The sequence below is a fragment of the Luteimonas panaciterrae genome (genome assembly GCF_020511115.1).
Taxonomy (GTDB): domain Bacteria; phylum Pseudomonadota; class Gammaproteobacteria; order Xanthomonadales; family Xanthomonadaceae; genus Luteimonas; species Luteimonas panaciterrae.
This window is the reverse complement of sequence record NZ_JAJAVH010000007.1, coordinates 565,738-587,949: the sequence shown is the minus strand read 5'-3', so window position 1 is coordinate 587,949 and position 22,212 is coordinate 565,738. Positions and strand designations below refer to the sequence as shown.

The following is a 22,212-nucleotide window of genomic DNA, read 5'->3' as shown; positions in this document are numbered from 1 at the left end:
TTTCCGAATCGAATTATTTGGCCGGGAACGGCAGGGTGACCTCGAACGTGATGCCATCCTCGTCGTGACCGGTCTCGCCGCGCTGCGAACTGAAATACAGGCGCCGCCCGTCCGGCGACAACGCCAGGCCGGTGACCTCGCTGTCGTCATGCCCGATCAGCCGCATCAGCGGCTGCGAGGTGCCGTCGTGCAATCGCAGCACGCCGATCTCGAGATTGCCCGAATCCTCGGCCACCAGGATGTCGCCCAGCGGCGAGACGATCAGGTTGTCCGGCTCGTCGATCGAATGCTTGCTCTTGTCGCCCACATTGCCGTCGTAGATCAGCTCTAGCGTCGAATGATGCGTGTCGTAGGCCCAGATGCGCTGATTGAACGAGGTAACGAAGTAGACGATGCCGTTGAAGAACCACATGCCCTCGGCCTTGGGGAAATGCTGGCCGGGCGGTGTGGTTCCCGCAGCGCGATAGCTGTCGCGCACGGCTCTCTGCGGTTGATTCGGTTCCAGCGCATCGACCCATTCCACCGGCTGCGGCGGTGTGTCGACCGTGATGCGCCCGGCCAGGTCGAGGGCGCTCGGATCGACATCGTCCGCGAACGTCTTGATCCGTAGCACCTGCAGTCGCCCGTCGCGCAACTTGGGGCGCACGCCACGGCCCGGCGGCCAATCGCGATGCGTGGGAACGAAGCGATAGACACGTCCGCCGCCACCGGAACCGGCATCCTCGGTCATGTACAGAACGCGCTGGAACGGATCGACCGCCACCGCTTCGTGTTCGAACAGGCCGAGCGCGGGCAGGCTGCGGCCGTCGGTGTCCGGATAGCGGCCCGGACGATGGCCGTTGGCGACGTAGGGATCGCATTCCCACACCAGGCCGCTGGCATGCTCCTCGCAGGACAGCCAGGTGTTCCAGGGCGTCGGACCGCCCGCGCAATTGACCGACGTGCCGAGCAGGATCGGATATGCATCGATCACCGTTCCGAAGCGATCGAAGCGCAGCGCGCCGACGCCGCCCGCGCCATCGTGCAGTTCGGCATTGCTCACATAGACCCAGCCACCGCCGCGCGTGGCGAAGGTGGCGCCGCCATCGGGCGCGCCGTGCCACGAATAGGTGCTGGCCGCGCTCGGGCGCTGGCTCGAACGCGCCACGACGCGCGCGTGGAACCCCCGCGGCAGCATCACGCCGTCGGCGTTGGGCGGCTGCAGTTCCGAGAATTTCGAGAAGGGGCTGAAACGGCCGCCGGGCCACGGCCAGTGGCCATGTCCGTGCCCGTGTTCGGGCTTCAAGACGGCGGCGGCGCTGTCGTCGGCGAGGAAGCTGCCGAGGCTGATCGCGCCGGCGGTAATGAAGGTTTGGCGCAGGAATTCGCGCCGGCGGGGCATATCGAGGGGGACAGGTGCGTTGAGAACAGGAGGGTTGGGTTGCCGAGACATGGGTGCTCCGGGCTGCCTGGGGGAAGGCTGACCGTATTCCGCAACCATGACAGTCGGGTGGCAGCACCCGTGCTCGTGAAGCCAATGTTTGTGAACGCCTCGGCGAGCGGAGGGCGAACTGTTCAATACGAAACCTCGCGATATGCGGGGCTTCGCTGTTCATGCTTTTAAGTGAACAGCGCTAGCTGTGCGTCCATACCTCGTGAGCGCGGCGGGATTGCCTGGCCGCCGCTGTGGTCGCGCGGGAAGACGCACGGAATGCCCGCGTGTCGAGGATTGATGATCGATCGTCCAGCATGTGCCGCATGGCCGCTGCAGCCCCTGTTTCTGGCTGCCGGCGCCGCCCGCCGCTATAGTGCCCGGCTTCCCATTCGATGCCTTCCATGACGCAGCCGGCACGCAATCCAGACGTCACTTCACGCACGATCGGGCTCGCCGCGGGCGGCACCGGCGGACACCTGTTCCCGGCGGAAGCGCTGGCGCGCGAACTGCTCGCGCGTGGGCACCAGGTGGTGATCTACACGGAGCGCCGCGGTGCCGCCTACACGAAGGCGCTGGAAGGGCTGCCCTACGTGGTGCTGCCCGCGCGCAGTCTGGCTGGCGGTTTGATCGGCAAGCTCGCCGCCGCGCTGACGATCGCACGCGCGGCCTGGCAGGCGCGGCGCGACATGAAGCGTCGAGGTGTCGCCTTGGTGGCCGGTTTCGGTGGTTATCCGAGCTTCGCGCCAGCAGTGGCGGCGAAGATCCGCGGCCTGCCGCTGCTGCTGCACGAACAGGCGACCCAACTCAGCATGGCGAACCGGCAGCTGCTGCGCTTCGCCGATGCGCTTGCCATCTCGTTTCCGCGTGTGTCCGGCGCCGGTGGCTTCGATGCCGCGAACATCGTCGAGACCGGCAATCCGGTGCGGCGCGACATCCTTGCCGCGCGCGCGCCGTATCCCGCGCTCTCGATGGAAACCCCATTGCATCTGCTGGTCGTCGGCGGTAGCCAGAGTGCGCGCGTCTTCGGCGAAACGGTACCGCCAGCGCTGTTGGCGTTGCCGGAGCAGATCCGTCGACGCTTGCACGTGTCGCTGCAATACAAAGGTGACGACACCGACGCCATCACTGCACGATTGCGCGAAGCAGGCGTGGAAGCCACGATCCGCCCGTTCTTCGAGGACATGGGCGCGCGTCTGGCGCAGGCGCATCTGGTCATCACGCGCGCGGGCGCGAGTACCGCCGCCGATCTGCTCACGGTCGGTCGTCCCGCGATCTTCGTGCCGATCCCGCAAGGTGGTTCGCGCGAAGAACAGCGCCGCAACGCCGAAACGATGGCCGCGGCCGGCGCCGGCTGGTGCGTGATGGAACCGGACCTCAGCGTCGAAGCCTTGACCGCGTTGCTGGCGGAACTGTTCGCCTCCGACACGAAACTCCCGCAAGCGGCCGCGGTGGCCAGCACGATGGCGCGTCCGCAAGCGGCGGCCAATCTGGCCGATCAGGTCGAGCGCATGCTGGCCGCGCGAGGTGCGAAATGAGCGAACAGACTTCCGACGTATTGATCATCGGCGGCGGCCATAACGGCCTGGTCTGTGCCGCTTATCTCGCCGCCGCCGGATTGCGCGTGCGCGTGCTGGAGCGGCGCGGCATCGTCGGCGGTGCCGCGGTCACCGAGGAATTCCATCCTGGATTCCGCAATTCGGTCGCCAGCTACACGGTCAGCCTGCTCAATCCGAAAGTGATCCGCGAACTGCGCCTAGCCGAACACGGTCTGCGCGTGGTGGAGCGGCCTTACGCGAATTTCCTGCCGCTGCCGGACGGGCGCGCGTTCCGTCTCGGCGGAGCCGGCACGCAGGCGGAGGTCGCGCGCTGGTCGCAGCGTGACGCGGAACGGTTGCCCGCGTACTACGACATGCTCGACCGCATCGTCGTCGTGCTGCGCGAGTTGATGACGCGCACGCCGCCGAACGTGAGCGATCGTTTCGTGCTCGCCGACTGGCTGTCCTCGTATGCGGTGGCGAAGCAGCTCAAGCATCTGGACATGCGCGGTCGCCGCGATCTGCTCGACCTGTTCACCAAGTCGGCAGGAGAAATGCTCGACCAGTGGTTCGAGTCCGAACCGCTGAAGGCCGTGCTCGGCTGGGATTCGGTGGTGGGCAATTTCGCCAGCCCGTACACGCCCGGCTCCGCCTACGTGTTGTTGCATCACGTCTTCGGCGAGGTCAACGGCAAGAGCGGCGTATGGGGACACGCCATCGGCGGCATGGGCGCGATCACGCAGGCGATGGCGAAGGAATGTGCCGCGCGCGGCGTCATCGTCGAAACCGATGCCGATGTGGCATCCGTGCTGGTCGAGAACGGTGGTGCGGTTGGCGCGAGGCTGGCGGATGGACGCGAATTCCGCGCCCGCACCGTCGTGTCCAATCTCAATCCGAAGCTGCTCTACACGAAGCTCGTCGAGCGCAACGCGCTCGACGACGACACCGCCGAGCGCATCGCGCGCTATCGCTGCGGATCGGGTACGTTCCGCATGAACGTCGCCTTGTCGGAATTGCCGGATTTCACCGCCGCGCCGGGAACACAGCTGCAACCGCACCACCAGAGTGGCATCCTGATCGGGCCGTCGCTGCGTTATTTCGAGCAGGCCTACTTCGACGCGAAATCGAAGCAATACAACGCCGGCTGGGCGCGTGCGCCGATCGTCGAAGTAGTGATCTCTTCCACGCTCGACGACACGCTCGCACCGGCTGGGCAGCATGTCGCCAGCCTGTTCTGCCAGCACGTGAGTCCGGAGTTGTCCGACAGCAGTGAAGTCGGCGGCGGCTGGGGCGCGCACCGCGACACCGTCGCGCAACTGATGATCGAAACCGTCGACGCCTACGCGCCGAATTTCAAGCGCAGCGTGCTGGGCTATGAAGCACTTTCGCCGCTGGATCTCGAACGGCGTTTCGGCCTGATCGGCGGCGATATCTTCCACGGTTCGCTCGGACTCGATCAGCTGTTCTCCGCGCGCCCGCTGCTCGGCCAGGGCAATTACCGTGGTGCCTTGCGCAGTCTCTACCTGTGCGGCTCCGGCACCCATCCCGGTGGTGGTGTCACCGGTTTGCCGGGACGCAACGCGGCGCGTGAAATCCTGCGCGATCTTGGACGCAGTCCGCGTCCAAGCTAAATCGCGGAGCGTTGACGTGATGATTCACGTTCCGCAGCCCCCATTCGCGGGGAGTGCTTCGCGCCCATAGCGGGCGCGATCACGCGCGAGCAGCTCGCACGCCGTGTCGGCATTCCCCGATGCGCGCGCGGCATCGATCGCCAGCTCGTAGGCACGCGGCGTCGGCCGATTGTCGAGATTCTGCCGCGCCAGTTGCCAGGCGCGCGTGTAATCCTGGCCGGGACCGAGATAGAACTCGGCCGCATGGTCGGCATAGGCGAGTGGCTGATCGCGCAGCAGTGCCTCGTAACCGGCGCGCGCGGCGTCGATCGCGCGATGGCCCTGCTCATGCTCGCCGGTGCCGACAAGGATGTCGCCGAGCAGTCCGAGCGCTTCGGGTTCCGGCGTGATGGCGAGTACGCGTCGCAACCTTGCCGCCGCAGCAGCATGATCGCCACGCGCGTATTCGATCTCGGCCATGTGGATGTTGGCCGTGGCGAATTGCGGAAGGTAGTGCAACGCTTGCACGTAGAAAATCTCACCACGCTCGGCATCGCCCGCCTGCTCCGACCACATCAATCCGCGTGCGAACGACAGCCACGCGTGCGGGAAGGGTGACGTGGTGTCGAGTTCGGCCTCGGCCCTGGCATAGAGCCTATCGGCTTCCTCATAGCGTCCCAGTTCCGCATAGGCGGCGGCGAGCATGGCGTATGAAGCATATCCGGGATGCGAAGTGGTCCGTGCGTGCAGAGATTCCACGGCCTCGCGCGCGTGTCCGGTCGCGATCTGGATCGCGGCGCGTGCATTGGCGACGGTTCCGGTGTCGGCGCCCATGCGTTCGGCTGCAGCGAGATCCGCGAGCGCCGAAGTGAAACGATGCGCGGCCGCACGGGCTTGCGCGCGGTGCAGAAGATCGGCGGCGGTCGTCGAGTGGGCTTCCGCCAGGACGGTCGCGCGTTGCAGCGCGTCGTGGTCGCCGAGGAATCGCGCGCGTTCGAGCAGCAAATCGACAACCGCCGCGTCGCTGCCCTGGCGAGCGATGAGATGGTCCAGATTGGCGATGGCGATCGCGCCGGCTGTCGTGGCGCGCATGGTTTCGGATGCGAGTGCCAGCGGGGCGACCAGTGTCAGCAGTCCGCCGAGAACGAGAGAGAAGGGATGCGTTTTCATGGAGAGGGCGCCGCCAGGAATGGGAATTCGGTGCTGGAGTGCGTCCGGTCGTCACGATCCACGCCGTCATCGACACCGCGCTCCTGGCCTGTCACCAGCAGGGAGCGATAGACGTCGATGGCGTCGTAGTTGGGTGTGCGTCCGCCGCAATCCGCGTTCTTCGTGCCGTTGGCATTGAGTTCGACCGCCATGTAGCGCGTGCATGCTCCCGTGGCGCTGTTCACCCAAAGCCGATCGTCGACCAGCAACCGCGCCATCGCCTCGTAGCGCCGCGGCGCATGCGTGCGACGGTTGGCGAGGCGTTGATTGCCACAGACCCCGTCGAATGCGTCGTAGAGCCCGAGTGTGCGGCGGATATCGGCGACGAACTGCGGCCAATCGGATTGCGCGGCACGGTTGTACTGCTCCTTGCGACGGTCGCTGACTTCTTCCGGATCCAATGGGCCGATCAGTGCATTGCCCGTGAGCGTGCGTCCAACGCGGTCGATCGGAGCGCCGAGCGCTGGATGTCGTTTCGCGCCCGTGCGCAGCGCCGGCTCGGAGGCGGGCGTGGCGCGCGTGCTGCTCCAGATCGCCAGCAGCGGGCCGCCACGGTTCACCGCACGAATGTCGACCGAGACCACCAGTGCCGCCGCCGTCCATCCGGCCAGGAAGTCGCGCGCCGGTCCGCCGCTGGTATGGTGCCAGCGGTCGAGGATTCGAGATGCGGTCGTGGCGTCGAACTGCGGGCATCCCGCGGCATCACTCGCGACTCCGCTCTTGAGCGCCGCGAACGCGACATCGTAGGCCTCGCGCGTGCCCTTGACGTTGTTGAAGAAGGGATCGTCGCGCAATCCGGCGAACACGCGCAGACGTCCATCCGCGCTGGTGATGCCGCCGTCCTTGCCGGCGTCGCCGCGCACATGATCCGCATCGCCGCCTTGGCATTCGACCGTCTTGGCGGTATCGAAGCGACAGACGATGGTGGTCGTTGATGTGGTCTTGCCGAAACGTTTGCCGCTGTCGATGCTGAAAACGTATTGGAGCTTGTCGGAGAACTCGCGTCCGACGATGTCCATCACCAGGTTGAGGCGTTTGCCATCCGGTGACATCCAGGCATAAAGATCACCGATGTCGGCGGCTGGATCCGCGATGACGGTGGGTGTGTCCAGATGGTCGGAGCATCGCGCGGAGAGCGCGGGTGACAGACCGGCGAGCGCGAACGCACAGGAGCCGATGGTCTTGATGAGTGATGTTGTCATGGGAGGATGCGCGCAAGAGGGGCTGCCGTCGCCGGCGGGAGTAGCGTCCATACGGTGGATGCTGCTGTCGTATGCAATGACAACGGATCGGCGCCTCTTTGGCTGTCGAAATCTTTAGCGATCGGCATGGCTCGGCGGAGACGAGGCGTTGATCGCGCCGATCGGTCGGAACCGTTTTCAGAAAGCCGCAAGAACCGAGTGCAGCGCACACCGTTGCGCAGCGGTGTCTGCGACGCGGTGTTTTCGTGCGTGATTCGCGGCTTGTCGCGGCGCTCGGCGGCCGTCGAGCGGGCACCCGCAAATGGCGAAATGGCGCGGTTTAGAACGATAAAAATCGCATGTACGGCCGATGCGGTTTCCTGAACCCGTCAGTATTTTTTTGCAGTGCAGCGTGCATCGTGGGTAACGTCTCCTTCACGATTCGCTCGCACCCGACGTGGGGGAGGGAGCAAAAGCCCGAAGCGGTCCGCCGCTCCGGGCTTTTTTTTGCTTGCATGTTGCGATGCGGCGTTCTTCCCTGAAATCGCCGGCAATGAGGCCGGTCGATGAGGGGCGCATCGATGGCGAATGCGATGCGCTCAGGGCGTTCTTGCGGCTGCGTTCGCGCCTTCGAGTTCGCGCGTCAGCGCGCGCTTCTCTGTCGCTGCGGTATCCCGTCGCCGCGCGATGCCCACCAGCGCCACGCGCCGATCAACAACGGCGCCGCCGTCATCGCGAAGAACAGCCAGTCCAGAGCACTCTCGCTCAGCAGCATGCCGACGATGCCGGCGATGCAGATCAATGCGAGCACGAGAACGAGTGACAACGTCCGTCGACCGTTCATGCCTGTGCTCCAACCGATGTCAAGGCGCGCGGACGCTTGCGTCTGCGGTTCCACCACAGCCAGGCACCGTTGCCGGTGATGAACAACGTCAGCCAGGTGCATGCCGTCCACAACAGCTTCAACGCCAACCCGCCGTAATCGCCGAAGTGCAGCGGTTGCGAGAACACGATCGCCTTCATGTACAGCGGCAGTTCCTTGACCGCGGCGACACTGCCGTCGACCGCATCCACCAGCGCCACGCGGAACAGGCGCTCATCCAGGCCGTCGCCGTTGATCAGCACGGTGTAGTGGCGATCGGTGGAGAAATCGGTGCCCGGAAAGATGATCGAGTTGACGTGCCAGCCGCGTGGCGCCGCCGCGAGCGCGGCGCGATAGGCGCCGTCGGTATCGAGCGGCGGATGGCGACGATCGACCGTGCGCGCATCGCTCATGCGGCGCACTTCCGCCAGTTCGGTCTTTGCCCACAAGCCGGTGGCGATGCTGCCGAAACCGAGCAGAAAGCCGGTGATGGTGACCGCCAGCGCCCAGCCGAGCACGATCGCGCCGATGAAGTTGTGCAGGTCCAGTTGCAGCAAGCGCGGACCACGCCCGCGCCGCAACACGCCGAACACCACACGCTTGACGTAGGGCGCGTAGACCACCAGGCCCGATAGCAACGACAGCAGCACCAGCAGCGCGATCAACGCGCCGACGAGTTCACCGATCGGACCGAGAAACCATTGCGCATGCAGCTCCAGCAGAAAACCGGTCAATGTCTTGTCAGCGTCCAGCGCCTGTTCGTCGGTCGGCTTGGCATCGGCCAGGCGCGTGAAGCGTAGTTTGGCGTTGTCGAACGTGTTCTCGGTGCTCGCCGCGGTCACGAGCAACAGCACGCCGGGATGATCCTTCGGATCGATGCCGAGGCTGAGCACACGCTCGCCGGGCGAGACGGCGAGGATGTTGTTCACCGACTCGGCCAACGGCCGGTGCGGTGCTGCTTCCAGGCCCTCGGCCGTGGGTACCACGCCCATCGCCGCGTCGATTTCTTCGTGGAAGATCAACACGGTGCCGGTCAGGCACAGCACCAGAAATGGCAGCGTCGCCACCAGGCTGGTCCAGCGATGCAGCCAGAGGTTGAGGCGGAACCAGCGGGAACCGTTGCGCGTGTCCATGATCACCAGTCGTATTGCACGCCGACGTACCAGCTACGCGGGCGGATCAGCGTGGCCGAGTCGAAGGGGCTGGGGTCGATGCTGTAGGTGTAGATCTGCAGCGCGGAGCGGTCGTCGAAGAGATTGTCGACGCCCGCGAAGAAATAGGTCTTGCCGAAACGATAGCCGCCCTTGGCGTTGACGAGCCAGTAGGAATCGGTGCGGCCCAGCGGCCGGTTCTCGATGTCGGAGTAGTAGGCGTTGGAATGCCGCGCGTTGAGGCCGAATTCGCCGCCGCCAATGCCGCGCCACAGAAATCCGAAGTTGGAGGTGAACGTGGGCGCGTTGGCGAATTCGTTGCCTTCGATGCCCGAGTTCGGATATTCGGTCACCTTGGTCCGCAACAGGCCGATGTCGGAATACAGTTCCAGCGACGGCATCGCCTGCCAGCGCACGCCGAATTCCGCGCCGTAGTTGCGGGCACGATCGGCATTGCGCACCTCGACCGACCATACGCCCGGCCTCGGATCGAGATCGAACGGCAACTGCATGTCGCGATAGTCGCCGTAGAAGATGTTGCCGGTGAGCTGCACACGGCCGTCGGCCAGTTCGCCGCGGAAGAACAGTTCGTAGTTGACGACGTATTCCGGGTCGTAGCTGTAGTTCCGGAACGTGAACAAGGGAGGCACGTAGGCCGCCACGACGCCACCGCCACCGGCGTTGTAGCCGCGCGAGACCAGGCCTCCGAATGTCCAGTGCTCATTGGCGCGCCAGCTCAGGCCGAGCTTGGGCAGGAAGGCGCTGTAGGTCTTGTCCATATCGATATTGACCACCGCGCCGTCGCCACCGACGCGACGATGGGTTTCGCGTTCGTATCGCGCGCCCAGGCTCAGTTCCAGATCGTCGCGGAGCGCGATCTGGGTCTCGCCGTAGAGCGCGGCGGTGTGAATCTCGTCGCGGAAGCGTTCATTGGTCGGAAAATCGATGATCTCGTGCTGCTTGGCGCGGAAGAAGTAGGCGCCGAAGATGCCGCTGGTGCGCGCATCTCCCTTTTCGAGCACCAGCTTTGGTTCCAGCACGTACTCGCGGTTGTCGATGGTGGCGATGCCGGTGCCCACCGGCGCGTCGCGCTTCACGTGCAGATCGGTGGCCGAGATCAGGTTGTCCCAGCGCAGACGATCGCTCAGGCGCCACTGCGTATCCGCGATCAGCACGTTGCTGCGGTTGTCGAAGACCGGCATGTCCGGCGTGCTCGTACGGTCCTCGTCGAACGGCCGCGAGACCGACTCCAACTGCGGCGCGCGCGATTGCGCGTGCTGGAAGGTGAGCAGGGCGCTGAAGTCCGGCAGCGCATCCGGCTTGAACAGGAGCTTGCCTCGCAGCGTGCGGGTCTCGAATTCGCCTGGATCGGAGGCGCCGGGGATCGGCGTGAAATCGAGATAGCTATGCTGGCGCTGCACGTCGCCGACGATGCGGAAGGCGATCTGATCGCCGGCCAGCGGTCCGGAGACCGCGAACGCGGCCTGGCGCCGATCGCGATTGCCGGCAAGCACGCGCACGCTGCCCTCGGATTCCCAGCTGGGATCGCGGGTCTTGATCGCCAGCGTGCCGGCGATGGCGTTGCGGCCCTGCAGCAGGCTTTGCGGGCCGCGTAGCAGTTCGATCTGTTGCACGTCCCAGAGCGAGTCGCCGCCGAACACGATCTCGTTGTAGCTGGCCGGGCGTCCGTCGATGCTCAGGCTCAGACGCGGGCGCGTACCGGCGAAGAAGGCGTCGGAGCCGGTGGCGGGCCCGGTTCCATCCACGCCACGTACCGCCGGCGCGATATTGCCGACACCGGCGCTGGTGACATTGGCCAGGTTGCCGAGCGCGGCGCGGCTGTCGTCCAGGCCGCGCGCCTGCAGCGTCTGGCCGTCCACGACCGTGAGGCTAGTGCCGGTGTCGCGCTGCGAACGGCCCTGCTTGTCGGCGATGACGGTAACCGTGTCGAGCGTGGTCGCCGACGGTGGCGGCGCTTCCTCCGCGGCGACCTGATCGGAGATGAGCACGCCGAGCACTACGTTCAGCGCGAGCGCGAGGGGAGAACGAGCCGCGGGCGCGGCAACGGAACGACGGGAAGTCGCAAGCATCGGATGGACACCAACAAAAAATTGTTCGTGCCTCGACCGCGCATCCGGGAGGATGCGTAAGCTGGCGATGCGGCAGGGCCGGCGTGCTGGCGACGGAAAGAGGAGTTCGAAGCAGCGGCGAGGCGGCTCCGCCACGGCATGTTAATACGGTGCTCAGGGGTTTCCAAGCGATCCGGGCGGCGCGTGGCGATGCCACAATCGCGGGGTGAACGAACATAACCTCCCCGCTTCGTTGGATGCCCTGGTGCAGCGTGCCGCCGCGCCACTGGTGGATGTCGGCAAGGATTCCGCGCTCGCGGACAAGCTGCGGCGCGTCGTCATCGCCAGCGACTTCGCGGCGGGCGTGTTGGCCAAACGGCCCGAACTGCTCGAACGCCTGGCCGCCGACGACGGCGCGCAGGCATCACCGCCACCGGTGCTCGATGCCGACAATCGCGGAGATTGGCCCGCGCTGCTGCGGCGCTATCGCCAGAACGAATCGGTACGGCTGATCTGGCGCGACGTGCTCGGCCACGACACGGTCGAGGCCACGCTCGCGGGTAGCACGCGCCTGGCGGAAGTCTGCCTGCAGACGGCGCTCGCCGCGATCGAACAGGAATTCGCGCAACGTCATGGCCATGTGCGCGCAAGCGATGGCCGTGCGCAGCGACTGGTCGTGTTCGGGCTCGGCAAGCTCGGCGGCGGCGAATTGAATTTCAGTTCCGACATCGATCTGGTTTACGCCTACGCGGAGGAAGGTGAGAGCGATGGCGCGCGTCCGCTCGCGGCGGAAGCGTATTTCGCCCGCATCGGACAGCAATTGGCGAAGCTGCTCGACGAGAAGACAGCCGATGGTTTCTGTCATCGCGTCGATCTGCGTCTGCGGCCGTTCGGCAATGCCGGGCGCGTGGCGTTGTCGTTCGCCGCGATGGAGCAGTATTTCCAGCGCGAAGGACGCGATTGGGAGCGCTACGCCTGGCAGAAGGCGCGGCCGGTGGCTGGCGATCTCGAAGCCGGAGAGGCGTTCCTCGAAGCGCTGCGACCGTTCGTCTACCGCCGCTATCTCGATTTCGGCGCGCTCGACGGCCTGCGCGCGATGAAGGCGGCGATCGCGGCGGAAGTGGCGCGCAAGGAACTGGAAGACGACATCAAGCGGGGCGCAGGCGGCATTCGCGAGATCGAATTCCTCGCACAGGCACTACAGCTCATCCACGGCGGTCGCGACGCGGCCCTGCGTGAGCGCCGGTTGCTGCCGGCCTTGCGCGCGCTGCGGGACGCGCATCAGATCTCGACGGACACCCACGACGCACTGGTCGAGGATTACATCTACCTGCGCCGGCTCGAAAATCGCTTGCAGATGTTGCGGGATGCGCAGACGCATTCGCTGCCCGACGACGATCTTGACCGGATGCGGATTGCGAGCGGGCTTGGCTATCCGGACTGGAAAGCGCTGCATGCGGCACTGGATGCGCGACGTGCGCGAGTGGCGGCCGAGTTCGAGGCGCTGCTGGCGCCGCGACGCAGGCAAGCGGTCAGCGACGCGACGACCGAAAGCGATCTCACGGATTACTGGCTCGCGCTGCCCGAAGGCGGTGATTCGCAGGCACTGGTTGCCGCGGGTTACGCCGAAGCCGGCGCCGCCGACGCGATGCTGCGCGACTTCGCGCGTACCTCCGGCGTGCGTGAGCTGTCCGATGCTGCGCGCGCGCGGCTGGATCGCGTGCTGCCGCAGCTGGTCAAAGCCGCGGGCACCGCGAACGATCCCGGCCTGGCGCTGCAACGCCTGCTGGCCTTGCTGCACAACATCCTGCGTCGCGCGAGCTATCTGGCGCTGCTCGACGAGCAGCCGGCGGCGCTGGCCCGTCTGGTGGACGCGGTGATCCGCAGCGCGCTTCTCGCCGAACGGCTGGCGACGCTGCCGCTGTTGCTGGACGAGTTGCTCGACGCGCGCGTGGCCGGTCCATTGCCGGAGCGCGACGATCTCGCGCGCGCGTGCGAGACGGCCTTGCAGCATGACGACACCGAAACCGCGCTGATGGCGCTCAACGAAACCCGTCAGGCGCTCAGTTTCCGCATCGCGCTGGCGACCCTGGACGGCCGCCAGCGTGCGCAAGATAGCGCGCGTCAACTGGCATGGCTGGCCGACGCGGTCCTCAGTGTCGCGCTCGCGCTCGCGCGACGCGAACTGCACGCCGCGCACGGTGATATTCCCGGCGCACGTTTCGCCATCGTTGGCTACGGCAGTCTCGGCGGCGAGGAACTCGGTTTCGGTTCCGATCTCGATCTCGTCTTCCTCTACGATGCCGCGGCCGATGCGCATTCCGACGGCGCGCGTTCGCTGGACGCGCCGCGCTGGTTCGCGCGTCTGGCGCAGAAGATCGTCGCCCTGCTCGGTACCGTGACTGCGGCTGGACGCCTTTACGACATCGACGTGCGCCTGCGTCCGGATGGCGGGAAAGGCTTGCTGGTGTCGAGTCTGGCCAGTTATTCGGATTATCAGCGCAACCGCGCCTGGACCTGGGAGCATCAGGCGCTCGTGCGCGCGCGTACCGTTGCCGGGGATGTCGGTTTGCGCGAGGATTTCGAACGCATCCGCAGCGAAACATTGGGCCGTGATCGTGATGCCGACAAGTTGCGCGAGGATGTGATCAACATGCGCCGGAAGATGCGCGCGGAGCTGGATCGCAGCAACGCCGCCGGTTTCGATCTCAAGCAGGGCAAGGGCGGACTCGTCGATCTGGAGTTTCTGCTGCAGTACCTCGTGTTGCGCGATGCCGCTGGATTGCCGGCGCTGCTGGTGCCGCGTGATACGCCGGAGTTGATCGTGGCGGCGCATGCAGCGGGCATCCTCGACGACGCGACGCAGGAAGCGCTGCTCTCCGCGCATGCGGTGATGCTGGCGGCGGGGCTGGAGTGCACGCTGGACCGGCGGCGCCGCTTCGTGAGCGGAAGCGACGCGATCGACGCTGCGCGGGCTAGCGTCGACGATGCCGCGCGCATGGCGCGGCTTGAATTCTAGTTTTTGAACTCGGATGCAGGAATCCGTCATTCCCGTCTCAGCGCGCTGACGGCGCGCTTCGGTGCGGGAATGACGATGGCAGCCGTCCCGATCGAAGCTCTACCGTGCCAGCACGCCGATGATGTCGAGCGCCATCCTGCGTTTCATCATCGGCATTAGGCGCAGCTGCGTCAGCATCCGGCTTTCGTATTCGTCGCGGGCGTAGTCGTCGACGATCACGGACGCCGGCTCCGCCACTTCGCTGCAGCTGGGGCCGCGTCCGGTCGCCAGCCATTCGAAATTGGTGCTGGTGAGCAGCGCGATCTGGATCAAATGATCCACGCTCGGCGTGGTGCCCTCCGGATTCTCCCACTGCGTGACAGCGCTGCGCTTCACGCCGATACGTCTCGCCAGTTCGGCCTGCGAAAGACGTACCAGCGATCGCGCCTTCCTGACGCGAACGGACAAGGTACTCATCTGCGTTCTCTCCCGGTAGCGGCTGTCTGCGGCGCGCTCCCCGCGCCTTAACAGACAGCGATTCTTGCTCGCGATTGTTTCGTTTTGCTTGCCCTGGCCGGTCTCCCCATCGACCAAGGCCATCAACAACACTAACGGAAAGCAGAGCTTACACCTGACATCGGAAGCAGACCTCTTCTCTCGGCGGGGAGGTTATGCGAGAAAGAAAGCGCTTTTCAGGGCATCCGTCTCGGCGGCGCGATGCCGCCGTCACGAGTCCGTCGGGTCCGCGAGGGGAGGGCGAAGGCCCGGCGCGGGGTCCGGAAGCGTCGGCGGAGAAAGAAAGGTGAGGTCCGTCACGGTTCGCCTCGGGCGAACGGACATCGACCCGGGGAACGCTTTCTCGACCACCCGCTGGCGAAACGGATGGACGACGGGAATGATCAAGATCTGGCTGTTCGGATCCCTGACGGTGGCGGCTGGCGACGACGAACGCCAGCAGCTGGCCGTCGCCGGCCGCAGCGCGAGCCTGCTGGCCTACCTGGCGCTCGGCCGTGGCTGCTACTTCAGCCGTTCGGACTTGCTCGGCAGCCTGTGGCCCGAACGTTCCGGCGCGAGCACGCCGGGATCGTTCAACACGGCGCTCTGGCGCCTGCGCCGGCTGATCGAGCCGCCGCCGCACAAGCACGGTGATGTGATCGTCTGCGACCGCAGGGGCGCGATCGGTCTGAACGGATCGGCGCAGCTGTGGCTGGATGTCGAGGAATTCCAGCATGCCATCGCGTCCGGCCTGTCCAAGCCGCCGGAGCGATTGACCGATGAGGACATCGCGGGGCTTGAGCACGGTGTGGCCCTGTACAAGTCCGACATCCTGATGGACATGACCGACGACTGGGCGCTGCGCGAGCGCGAGAAGTACCGCCGCGATTATCTGAACGCGCTGGGGCGGCTTATCCAGATCGCGACGATCCGCCGACAATACGCCGAGGGCATTCGTCATGCGCAGGCAATTCTTGACCACGATGCGTTGCGCGAGGACGTGCATCGGGAGTTGATGCAGCTGTTCGTGCTCAATGGACAGCGTGCACAGGCGTTGCGGCAGTTCGAGCATTGTCGCGAGTTGCTGCGGCGGGAGCTGGCGATTCAGCCGATGCGGGAGACGATGGCGCTGTATCAGAAGATTGCGGATAGTGCGATTGGGGGTTCTGTTGAGTCTGTTGTGTCTATGCCTATGCCCGTGCCTGGAATTGGGGCTGGGGAGAGTGGGGCGCGGCAGATGATTGATTCTGCGCGGGGGTATCTTGCGCATGCTGATGAGCAGTTGCAGTTGAGTTTGCGGTTTTTGGTTTAGGTTTGGGGTTTGCTTAAGAAGCAAAAGCATTTCGTCCGCTACGCGGCCGAGTTCATTTCTTTTGATAAGCGTCAAAAGAAACGAACCAAAGAAAAACGCTTTCCCCGACGAAGCAGCCCCAGAGTTTCGTTGCTATCGGGATTTTTCGACTCGCCATCCTGGCTCGGTCGAAAAACGGCGCACATCCCTGTGCGCCGCCCTCCGGGTCTCCGACTGTCAGGGCGTTCAAACTTTTTTAGAAGCGAAAGACGAAGCAAAGCCGAACAAGGCTTTTGCTCTTGTGTTTTTGCTGAGAACTTTGCGAGCCGACCTCGCCTCTAGACCCGAAGGGCGGCGGGCAGGATGCCCGCCGTTTTCCGACCGAGCCAAGGATGGCGAGTCGGAAAATCCTGGGGTACTTCCCGCGTTGGGATTGCTGTGTCGAGAAAAGCGTTTTTCTTTGGTTCGTTTCTTTTGGGGCTTACCAAAAGAAATGAACTCGGCCGCGTAGCGGACGAAACGCTTTTGCTTGTAAGAGACACCGCTCACAAAATTCAAAGGCATCACATCCATATCACCAACTCCCTAACCCAAGTGATCACCCCGTGATCCCCGGGTGATCCCCCCGTGATGCCCCAAGAGCACCCTCGACCCATGTCGAATCGACGGACCCCGCCGCCATGGCACTGCTCGAGGACCGCACCGCCGCCTTCATCGTCCGGGTTTGGTGCGAGCGTGGTGATGCCGATAGCGCGTCGTGCGAGTGGCGCGGCTCGGTCGAGCACGTGCAGTCGGGACAGCGCGTGTTCTTCCGCCATCTGGAAGCAGTGCTCGAATTCATGAAGCCCCATCTGCACGACATCGGCATCGACGCCCAGCAGCGTTTTTGGGAGCGCATCTCTTCGGTCATCGAAACCGATGCCGAGATGGGTGATGCCGTCGAGTTCGCGGTTCCGTCGCCGCTTTCGTCCAATTCCTCTGCCAACAGCGCCCGCAAGCGCCGCTAGGAGACCGCCATGGCCCTCATTCGTGCCAACCGAGCCTCGATCGATGATCGTTTCAGCGTGCTCGGTTTCACCGTCCGCACCGAGTCGCCCTTGTTCGAAATCGGGCTAGCCACCGAACCGGAACTGTTGTCCTCGGAGAATCGCGCGCGACGCAATACCCGCAACTTCTACACCACGCGCCTGCTCAGCGCGGGCAGTAGTCGCAGGGGGGAGGCGGTGTATCTGGTGCCGCCGAGCGTGGTGGCGCGCTTCGTCGGTCAGCCGCGTCTGTATTTCGGCCTGGCGACATACCAGGAAGGCGACCGCAGTCGTCCGGTGGCGGTGAGGGTGCCCGATCGCGGCAATATGTACGTCAATCTCTCGGGGCTCACCGAGCGCGGTTTGCGCCGGACCACGCGACTGGATCGCGGCAATGGTTACGGCGGCGGCAACGGTGACAGCCTGGCTTGGGGCGGAGACACGCTGGTCACGAATGGCGGCGCGAGCACCACGCCCACGACCAACGGCAACGGCGCCGTGGCGACGCGGCCTGTCAACGGCGGGAATGGCGCGACGCAAACGCAGGCTCCCTACAGCGACGGTTATTCCGACGAGCTGTGGAACGAGGAAGCCCATGACGCACCCGCGCCCACGGCCGCCGCGCCCGCCACGACGGTGGCACCCGCGCCGGTCAATGGCGGCGCTCCCGCGGCACCTGCCGCCGCGCAGTCCTATCGCAATGGTTATGGACGCGCGCTCTCGGTGTCCGCGCCGCGCGCGCGTCAGTCGGCATATGCAAAGCCCTTGCTGGTGTCTTCGTACTACCGGCCGAGCAATTTGATCGATGCGCTGACCACGCAGATCAGCTTCTTCATCGAAAGCGCGAGATGGTATCTGGGCGTCGACGACACCACGGTGCCGCCGCACTCGGCGATCTGCCAGGTGCGCGCCGTGGACGGCAGCGAGGAAGGCGGCCTGCACGGCAGCGCGTTCTTCATCGCGCCGCGCCTGCTGCTGACCGCGGCCCATGTGGTCGACGGCCAGAGCGAGCTGATCATCGTGCCGGGCAAGAACGGCGGCGGCACCGGCAGCGGGAACGAGCCGTTCGGACGATTCCGGGCCACGCAGTTCCGCAAGCATCCGTCCTACAGCGGCAACAGCGATTTCGACATGGCGTTGATCTGCGTACCGGAAGGCAACGCATCGCCGAACTACTTCGATCTCGTCGAGGAGTTGACGCAATCGCGGCCGGAAGGCGTGGTGGTCAGCGGCTATGCGGCGCGCTGGTACGCCAACGACCTGATCGAGCACTTCGTCAACGAGACCATCGATCCCAACAAGCAGCACATGATGGGTGGTTACATCCGCAGCCTGCCCACCGACGAGACCTTCGACTACGACCTGCAGACGCTCGGCGGCACCAGCGGTTCGCCGGTGTATTGGCTCGAAAGCGGCGCCTCGCCGCGCGCGCACATGGTGGGCGTGCATGTGGCCGCGCATTCGGACACCACCAATCTCGGCTGCCGCATCACGGCCGGCAAGCTGGCCTGGATTCGCCAGGTGGCGGCCGAGTGGTCGCAGAGCCTGACCTTCTCGTTGGGCGTCGCGCGCGGCCTCGAGGAGACGGCCGGCACCGATGGCGTCGATCCGGACACGATGGGCATCACCGCCGACGAACCCGTCGAGCAGTTCGATCCATCCGCGGATGCGTCATCGGACGATCCCACCTTCTCGACACCGCAAGCATTGCAGTCGCGTGGGCGCAGCCGCGTTCGCGCGCTCGATGTGCCGGCGCCGGACTATCCCGGCGCCAGCCGCTTCGTTCCCGCGCATAGCTTCACGACGGGACGCCGCCGCGATCGTGCATTGGATCGCATCGTGATCCATATCACGGCCGGTGGTCCGGGCATTGGCGGCACCATCGAATGGTTCCAGAATCCAAGTGCCCGTGTCAGTTCGCACTACATCGTCGGCCGCGACGGTGAAGTGGTGCAGATGGTGCGCGATGCCGACACGGCCTGGCACGCCAGCTCGGCCAATTCGCGCAGCATTGGCATTGAGCACAATGCCAACAAACCCTCGCGCCACAATCGGCGCGATCTGCCACCGACCGAAGCGCAATACCAGGCCTCGGCGCGACTGGTGGCCTGGCTATGTCAGCAGCACGGAATTCCGGCCGATCGCGAACACATCCTCGGCCATATCGAGATTTCGCCGCGCGACAACCACGAGTGCCCGACCTCGTACTGGGATTGGGATTACTACATGGGCTGCGTGCAGCAGGAAGTCGCGGCGTTAGCTGGCGCAGCGCCCGCGCAAGGCTTGTCTCTGCGTCGCCCGCGTGCGCAGACGCGCAGCCTGGGCATGCCCGCGCGCGGTGCCTATGCGCGCGCGCAGGAGATCATCACGCCGTATTACGACCCGAGCAATCCGTCGACCGCCCTGCAATGCACGCAAGATGCCTTCAGCCTGGCGAAGGAGGAATGGTTCGTCGGCGTCTCCAGCACGAACAGCTTCCCGCATGCGGCGATCTGCCAGCTCAACATGACCGCGCCCGACGGTGCGCAGTACAGCGGCACCGGCTTCTACATCGGTCCCAATCGCATTCTCACCTGCGCCCACAACCTGAGCGGGATGAGCACCTGCAACATCATTCCGGGACGTAACGGCAGCAGCGACAAGCCCTTCGGCGAATGCACGGTCAATGCCTCGTCCTGGCGGGTGGCGCCACGCTACAGCGGCGACGGCGACTGGGACAACGATCTGGCCGTGATCGACGGCGTGCCGATCGCCGCGCCGGGCGGTCAGTACTTCCAGTTCCTCAATGCCACCCCCTCGACGCAACTGCCGGTCGCGATCTGTGGCTATTCGGCGCAATCGCATGCCGTGCCAGGACTGACCGACGCCATCGACGGTGACAAGCAACATCTGCACGGCGGCTACGTCAGCGCGGCACCGACGCCCGACACCATCGACTATCCGATCCTGTCGCTGGCCGGCGCCAGCGGATCACCGGTGTATACGCTCACCGGCTCGGGCGGCAGCCTGCAGGCGAAGATCTGCGGCGTGCACGTCAGCGGGCAGCCGGCGGCACAGGGGTTGAATCGCGGCTGCTTCATCACACCGACGAAGATCGGCTGGATCGAAGGCCGCGCCGCCACATTCGCGCTCAGTGCCAACCGCAATCTGCCGGTATCGCGACTGGTCACGCGCCGCACTTCAGGATCGGCGCGCAGCCTGGGCGCGACGGCGCGCGCGATGATCATCACCGCCGACGACGTCGATCAGGCACAGCGTTACGCGCCGCAATGGGCCGATCTGTTCAACTGGACGGTGCCGGGTTCGATCGATTCCGCGCTTTCCGCGCGCAGCATGCACGTGCAGCGCATCCAGGATGCCTATGGCGAGCTCAATCTCGACCGCTATGAAGTGCGCTGCGATCAATTGCCGTCCGGCTGGAGCGATACCGCTCTCCTGAATCACATCCGCCTCAACCTCAACGCTTTCGTCGACACGGACAACAGCGAGTTCATCCCTTACGACGCGGGCGTGGACGATGTCACCTGGAGTTCCGCCTCGCCGGTCGGCGCGGTGTTCAAGATCGACATCGCCGGCCCGGACAATGCTTCGGTGGTCGGCAGTCTGGTCGAAAGCAACCGCTGGCGCTTCACCACGGTCAACGCGCCGTGGTCGGGCGAGCATCCGGTCAGCGGCCATCGCGAATTCGGCGTGCGCAGTGAAGGTGGCGCATCGGTGTTCTATACCCGTGGCGCCGACCGCTGGACGGGAGGCCCGGGATCATCGGTAGGCTTCTTCGCCGCCGATCATCTGTGGAGAAGCTTCCAGGCCAAGGTGGCCGAATGGATCAACAACAACGGTGGTTCGGCCACCGTGCTCGAACCTTTCAGCGAACGCTTCCATCCGGAAGTGGTGCGCATCCTGTACGGCGGCAATCAGTCGGCGTCGTCGCAGTCGCTCGGTGTGAGGGCGCCGGGGCAATCGATTCCATCGCGCCCGCTCGGGGTGACCGGACAAAGCGGCGGACACATGTCGCAGGCGCAGTCCGTGCGGACCCGTGCGTTCTCTGCCGTGTCCAGCGAAGTGCTTCCGGATTATCCGGCGACCTTGATTCCGCAGCCGGACAAGAACACCAGCTGGGCGGCATCGATGGCGATGCTGTTCTCTTACCGGCAGCCGAAGGGCGCCACGCTTCCGGAGGCGATGTCGCCACAGGCGCTGGCGCGCGAGATCTCGACGCTGCTGTCTCCCAGCAGTGCCGACAACCGCTACAGCCAGGCCTTGCTGGATGCGATCTGCACGCGCTACGGATTCGTCGCGGTGGCGGCGCCGGCCGACGGCGGCCGCTATCTCGCGCCGCGGCAATGGGCCGATTGGCTCACCGCGCACGGACCGCTGTGGACGATGGTGCTCGGCGAGCCGCACTCGGTGGTGGTGGCCGGCATCCGCGGCGATCTCAACGATCCGGCGTCGGCGCGGCTGCACATCCTCAATCCTTGGGACATCAACGTCGCTTTCGACAACGATCCTGTCGCCTTCAACGTGCCCAACAACGGGTGCGACAACTGGGTGACGTTCGACGAATTCGCGACTGACTTTTCCGAGATCGCCGGGCCTGGCAACGGCAATTGGCGCGTCATGCAGTTGCCGGCGCAGACGGCGATCGCGCAGTCGCTCGGTCGCCGCGGCGCGGCGGTGCGCGGGACGCGCGCGCTCGATGCCGAGCCGGACGATCCCGAGCAGTTCCGCCTCCCGCCACCGCCGGCACCGGTGGTACGCGAGTTGAGCGCCGCGCGCACGCGCGCCCTCGACGGCGGCGCCACCGTGGAGATCGCCTCGGCGATCATCGGCGCGGTGATGGAGCGTGTCGTCAACAACGACGGCGACGTGCATTGGGAGCTCGACCAGCTGCGCGGCTACAAGCATCCCAACGATGTCGCGCCGAGCCCGATGCCGGCGGCGCAGGACGGTCAGCCCATCCGCTTCACCGACTGGCCGATGGTCGAGGTGGGATTCCTGGTCACCGACGAGATCAGCGCCGGTTTCGAGATCAACTGGCAGTACAACGGCAAGTCGGTCGGCAACGTGATGATCAGCAACATCGCCACCAACGACGCGGTCGGCTGGGGCTTGTCGGTGAAGGCCAAGATCATGGATGACAACATCGTTTATCCGCGCGACAACCCGACCTTCGCGGCGTTGCGGGTTCGCTTCGAGTTCCGTTTCACCCACGCGGTGAAGGGCGACAAGATCGCGATCCGCGACTTCCACCTGTTCGGCGACGGCACCTACAGCGACGACGGCCGTTGGGAGCAAACCTGATGAATGCCGGACCTGACGAGTGCCGGAACCGATGAGTTGATCTGATTGACGCCGAAGCCGACGGACAGACG

Annotated in this window: 14 protein-coding genes; 6 read left to right on the top strand and 8 right to left on the bottom strand. The window is 65.4% G+C overall.

The features are described 5' to 3' along the window. Positions 1-13: 13 nt before the first annotated feature. Entirely contained in the window at positions 14-1,381 is a 1,368-nt protein-coding gene (locus tag LG367_RS10630) for an alkaline phosphatase PhoX (protein ID WP_226469204.1), read from the bottom strand. A gap of 434 nt (positions 1,382-1,815) precedes the next feature. Here LG367_RS10630 and LG367_RS10625 point away from each other — a divergent pair, with 434 nt between their 5' ends. Next, on the top strand, positions 1,816-2,949 hold the full coding sequence (locus LG367_RS10625) for a UDP-N-acetylglucosamine--N-acetylmuramyl-(pentapeptide) pyrophosphoryl-undecaprenol N-acetylglucosamine transferase (protein ID WP_226469203.1): 1,134 nt from the start codon (positions 1,816-1,818) through the stop codon (positions 2,947-2,949). After that, positions 2,946-4,580: a phytoene desaturase family protein gene (locus tag LG367_RS10620; RefSeq protein WP_226469202.1), complete on the top strand. Its 1,635-nt coding sequence runs from the start codon at positions 2,946-2,948 to the stop codon at positions 4,578-4,580. The genes LG367_RS10625 and LG367_RS10620 overlap by 4 nt, the downstream gene beginning before the upstream one ends. 24 nt (positions 4,581-4,604) lie before the next feature. On the opposite strand, the gene LG367_RS10615 is transcribed toward LG367_RS10620, so the two are convergent. From LG367_RS10615 to LG367_RS10595, 5 genes are all read right to left on the bottom strand, one after another. After that, positions 4,605-5,729, bottom strand: coding sequence for a hypothetical protein (locus LG367_RS10615; protein WP_226469201.1), 1,125 nt, complete (start codon positions 5,727-5,729; stop codon positions 4,605-4,607). Then, positions 5,726-6,970: a DUF4331 family protein gene (locus LG367_RS10610; RefSeq protein WP_226469200.1), complete on the bottom strand. Its 1,245-nt coding sequence runs from the start codon at positions 6,968-6,970 to the stop codon at positions 5,726-5,728. Before LG367_RS10610 ends, LG367_RS10615 begins: the two co-directional genes overlap by 4 nt. 622 nt (positions 6,971-7,592) lie before the next feature. Continuing rightward, positions 7,593-7,793 carry a hypothetical protein gene (locus LG367_RS10605; RefSeq protein ID WP_226469199.1) on the bottom strand — a complete coding sequence of 67 codons (201 nt, stop codon included), beginning with the start codon at positions 7,791-7,793 and terminating at the stop codon, positions 7,593-7,595. Then, complete coding sequence (locus LG367_RS10600) at positions 7,790-8,944, bottom strand: PepSY-associated TM helix domain-containing protein (RefSeq protein ID WP_226469198.1); 1,155 nt, start codon at positions 8,942-8,944, stop codon at positions 7,790-7,792. Before LG367_RS10600 ends, LG367_RS10605 begins: the two co-directional genes overlap by 4 nt. A gap of 2 nt (positions 8,945-8,946) precedes the next feature. Continuing rightward, the gene (locus LG367_RS10595) at positions 8,947-11,052 is read right to left on the bottom strand and encodes a TonB-dependent receptor (protein WP_226469197.1); all 2,106 of its coding nucleotides are present in this window, start codon (positions 11,050-11,052) and stop codon (positions 8,947-8,949) included. A 205-nt stretch (positions 11,053-11,257) separates the two neighbouring features. On the opposite strand from LG367_RS10595, the gene glnE reads away from it, so the two are divergent. After that, positions 11,258-14,050 carry a bifunctional [glutamate--ammonia ligase]-adenylyl-L-tyrosine phosphorylase/[glutamate--ammonia-ligase] adenylyltransferase gene (gene glnE, locus LG367_RS10590; protein ID WP_226469196.1) on the top strand — a complete coding sequence of 931 codons (2,793 nt, stop codon included), beginning with the start codon at positions 11,258-11,260 and terminating at the stop codon, positions 14,048-14,050. Between the two features lie 99 nt (positions 14,051-14,149). Here glnE and LG367_RS10585 read toward each other — a convergent pair whose 3' ends face one another. Beyond that, positions 14,150-14,506, bottom strand: coding sequence for a helix-turn-helix domain-containing protein (locus LG367_RS10585; protein ID WP_226469195.1), 357 nt, complete (start codon positions 14,504-14,506; stop codon positions 14,150-14,152). Between the two features lie 418 nt (positions 14,507-14,924). Here LG367_RS10585 and LG367_RS10580 point away from each other — a divergent pair, with 418 nt between their 5' ends. Continuing rightward, positions 14,925-15,836 carry an AfsR/SARP family transcriptional regulator gene (locus tag LG367_RS10580; protein WP_226469194.1) on the top strand — a complete coding sequence of 304 codons (912 nt, stop codon included), beginning with the start codon at positions 14,925-14,927 and terminating at the stop codon, positions 15,834-15,836. A 225-nt stretch (positions 15,837-16,061) separates the two neighbouring features. Here the strand turns inward: LG367_RS10580 and LG367_RS10575 are convergent, their stop codons facing one another. After that, positions 16,062-16,388: a hypothetical protein gene (locus LG367_RS10575; protein WP_226469193.1), complete on the bottom strand. Its 327-nt coding sequence runs from the start codon at positions 16,386-16,388 to the stop codon at positions 16,062-16,064. Positions 16,389-16,495: 107 nt separating this feature from the next. Here LG367_RS10575 and LG367_RS10570 point away from each other — a divergent pair, with 107 nt between their 5' ends. Continuing rightward, a complete protein-coding gene (locus tag LG367_RS10570) occupies positions 16,496-16,822 on the top strand; it encodes a hypothetical protein (protein ID WP_226469192.1) in 327 nt (108 codons plus the stop codon). Between the two features lie 9 nt (positions 16,823-16,831). Beyond that, positions 16,832-22,141, top strand: coding sequence for an N-acetylmuramoyl-L-alanine amidase (locus tag LG367_RS10565; RefSeq protein ID WP_226469191.1), 5,310 nt, complete (start codon positions 16,832-16,834; stop codon positions 22,139-22,141). Positions 22,142-22,212: the final 71 nt, after the last annotated feature.

Bases quoted from the DNA above. Each gene is read 5' to 3' on its own strand.
- LG367_RS10630 (WP_226469204.1), bottom strand. From the start codon at position 1,381: ATGCCCCGCCGGCGCGAATTCCTGCGCCAAACCTTCATTACCGCCGGC.
- LG367_RS10625 (WP_226469203.1), top strand. From the start codon at position 1,816: ATGACGCAGCCGGCACGCAATCCAGACGTCACTTCACGCACGATCGGG.
- LG367_RS10620 (WP_226469202.1), top strand. From the start codon at position 2,946: ATGAGCGAACAGACTTCCGACGTATTGATCATCGGCGGCGGCCATAAC.
- LG367_RS10615 (WP_226469201.1), bottom strand. From the start codon at position 5,729: ATGAAAACGCATCCCTTCTCTCTCGTTCTCGGCGGACTGCTGACACTG.
- LG367_RS10610 (WP_226469200.1), bottom strand. From the start codon at position 6,970: ATGACAACATCACTCATCAAGACCATCGGCTCCTGTGCGTTCGCGCTC.
- LG367_RS10605 (WP_226469199.1), bottom strand. From the start codon at position 7,793: ATGAACGGTCGACGGACGTTGTCACTCGTTCTCGTGCTCGCATTGATC.
- LG367_RS10600 (WP_226469198.1), bottom strand. From the start codon at position 8,944: ATGGACACGCGCAACGGTTCCCGCTGGTTCCGCCTCAACCTCTGGCTG.
- LG367_RS10595 (WP_226469197.1), bottom strand. From the start codon at position 11,052: ATGCTTGCGACTTCCCGTCGTTCCGTTGCCGCGCCCGCGGCTCGTTCT.
- LG367_RS10585 (WP_226469195.1), bottom strand. From the start codon at position 14,506: ATGAGTACCTTGTCCGTTCGCGTCAGGAAGGCGCGATCGCTGGTACGT.
- LG367_RS10580 (WP_226469194.1), top strand. From the start codon at position 14,925: ATGATCAAGATCTGGCTGTTCGGATCCCTGACGGTGGCGGCTGGCGAC.
- LG367_RS10575 (WP_226469193.1), bottom strand. From the start codon at position 16,388: ATGGATGTGATGCCTTTGAATTTTGTGAGCGGTGTCTCTTACAAGCAA.
- LG367_RS10570 (WP_226469192.1), top strand. From the start codon at position 16,496: ATGGCACTGCTCGAGGACCGCACCGCCGCCTTCATCGTCCGGGTTTGG.
- LG367_RS10565 (WP_226469191.1), top strand. From the start codon at position 16,832: ATGGCCCTCATTCGTGCCAACCGAGCCTCGATCGATGATCGTTTCAGC.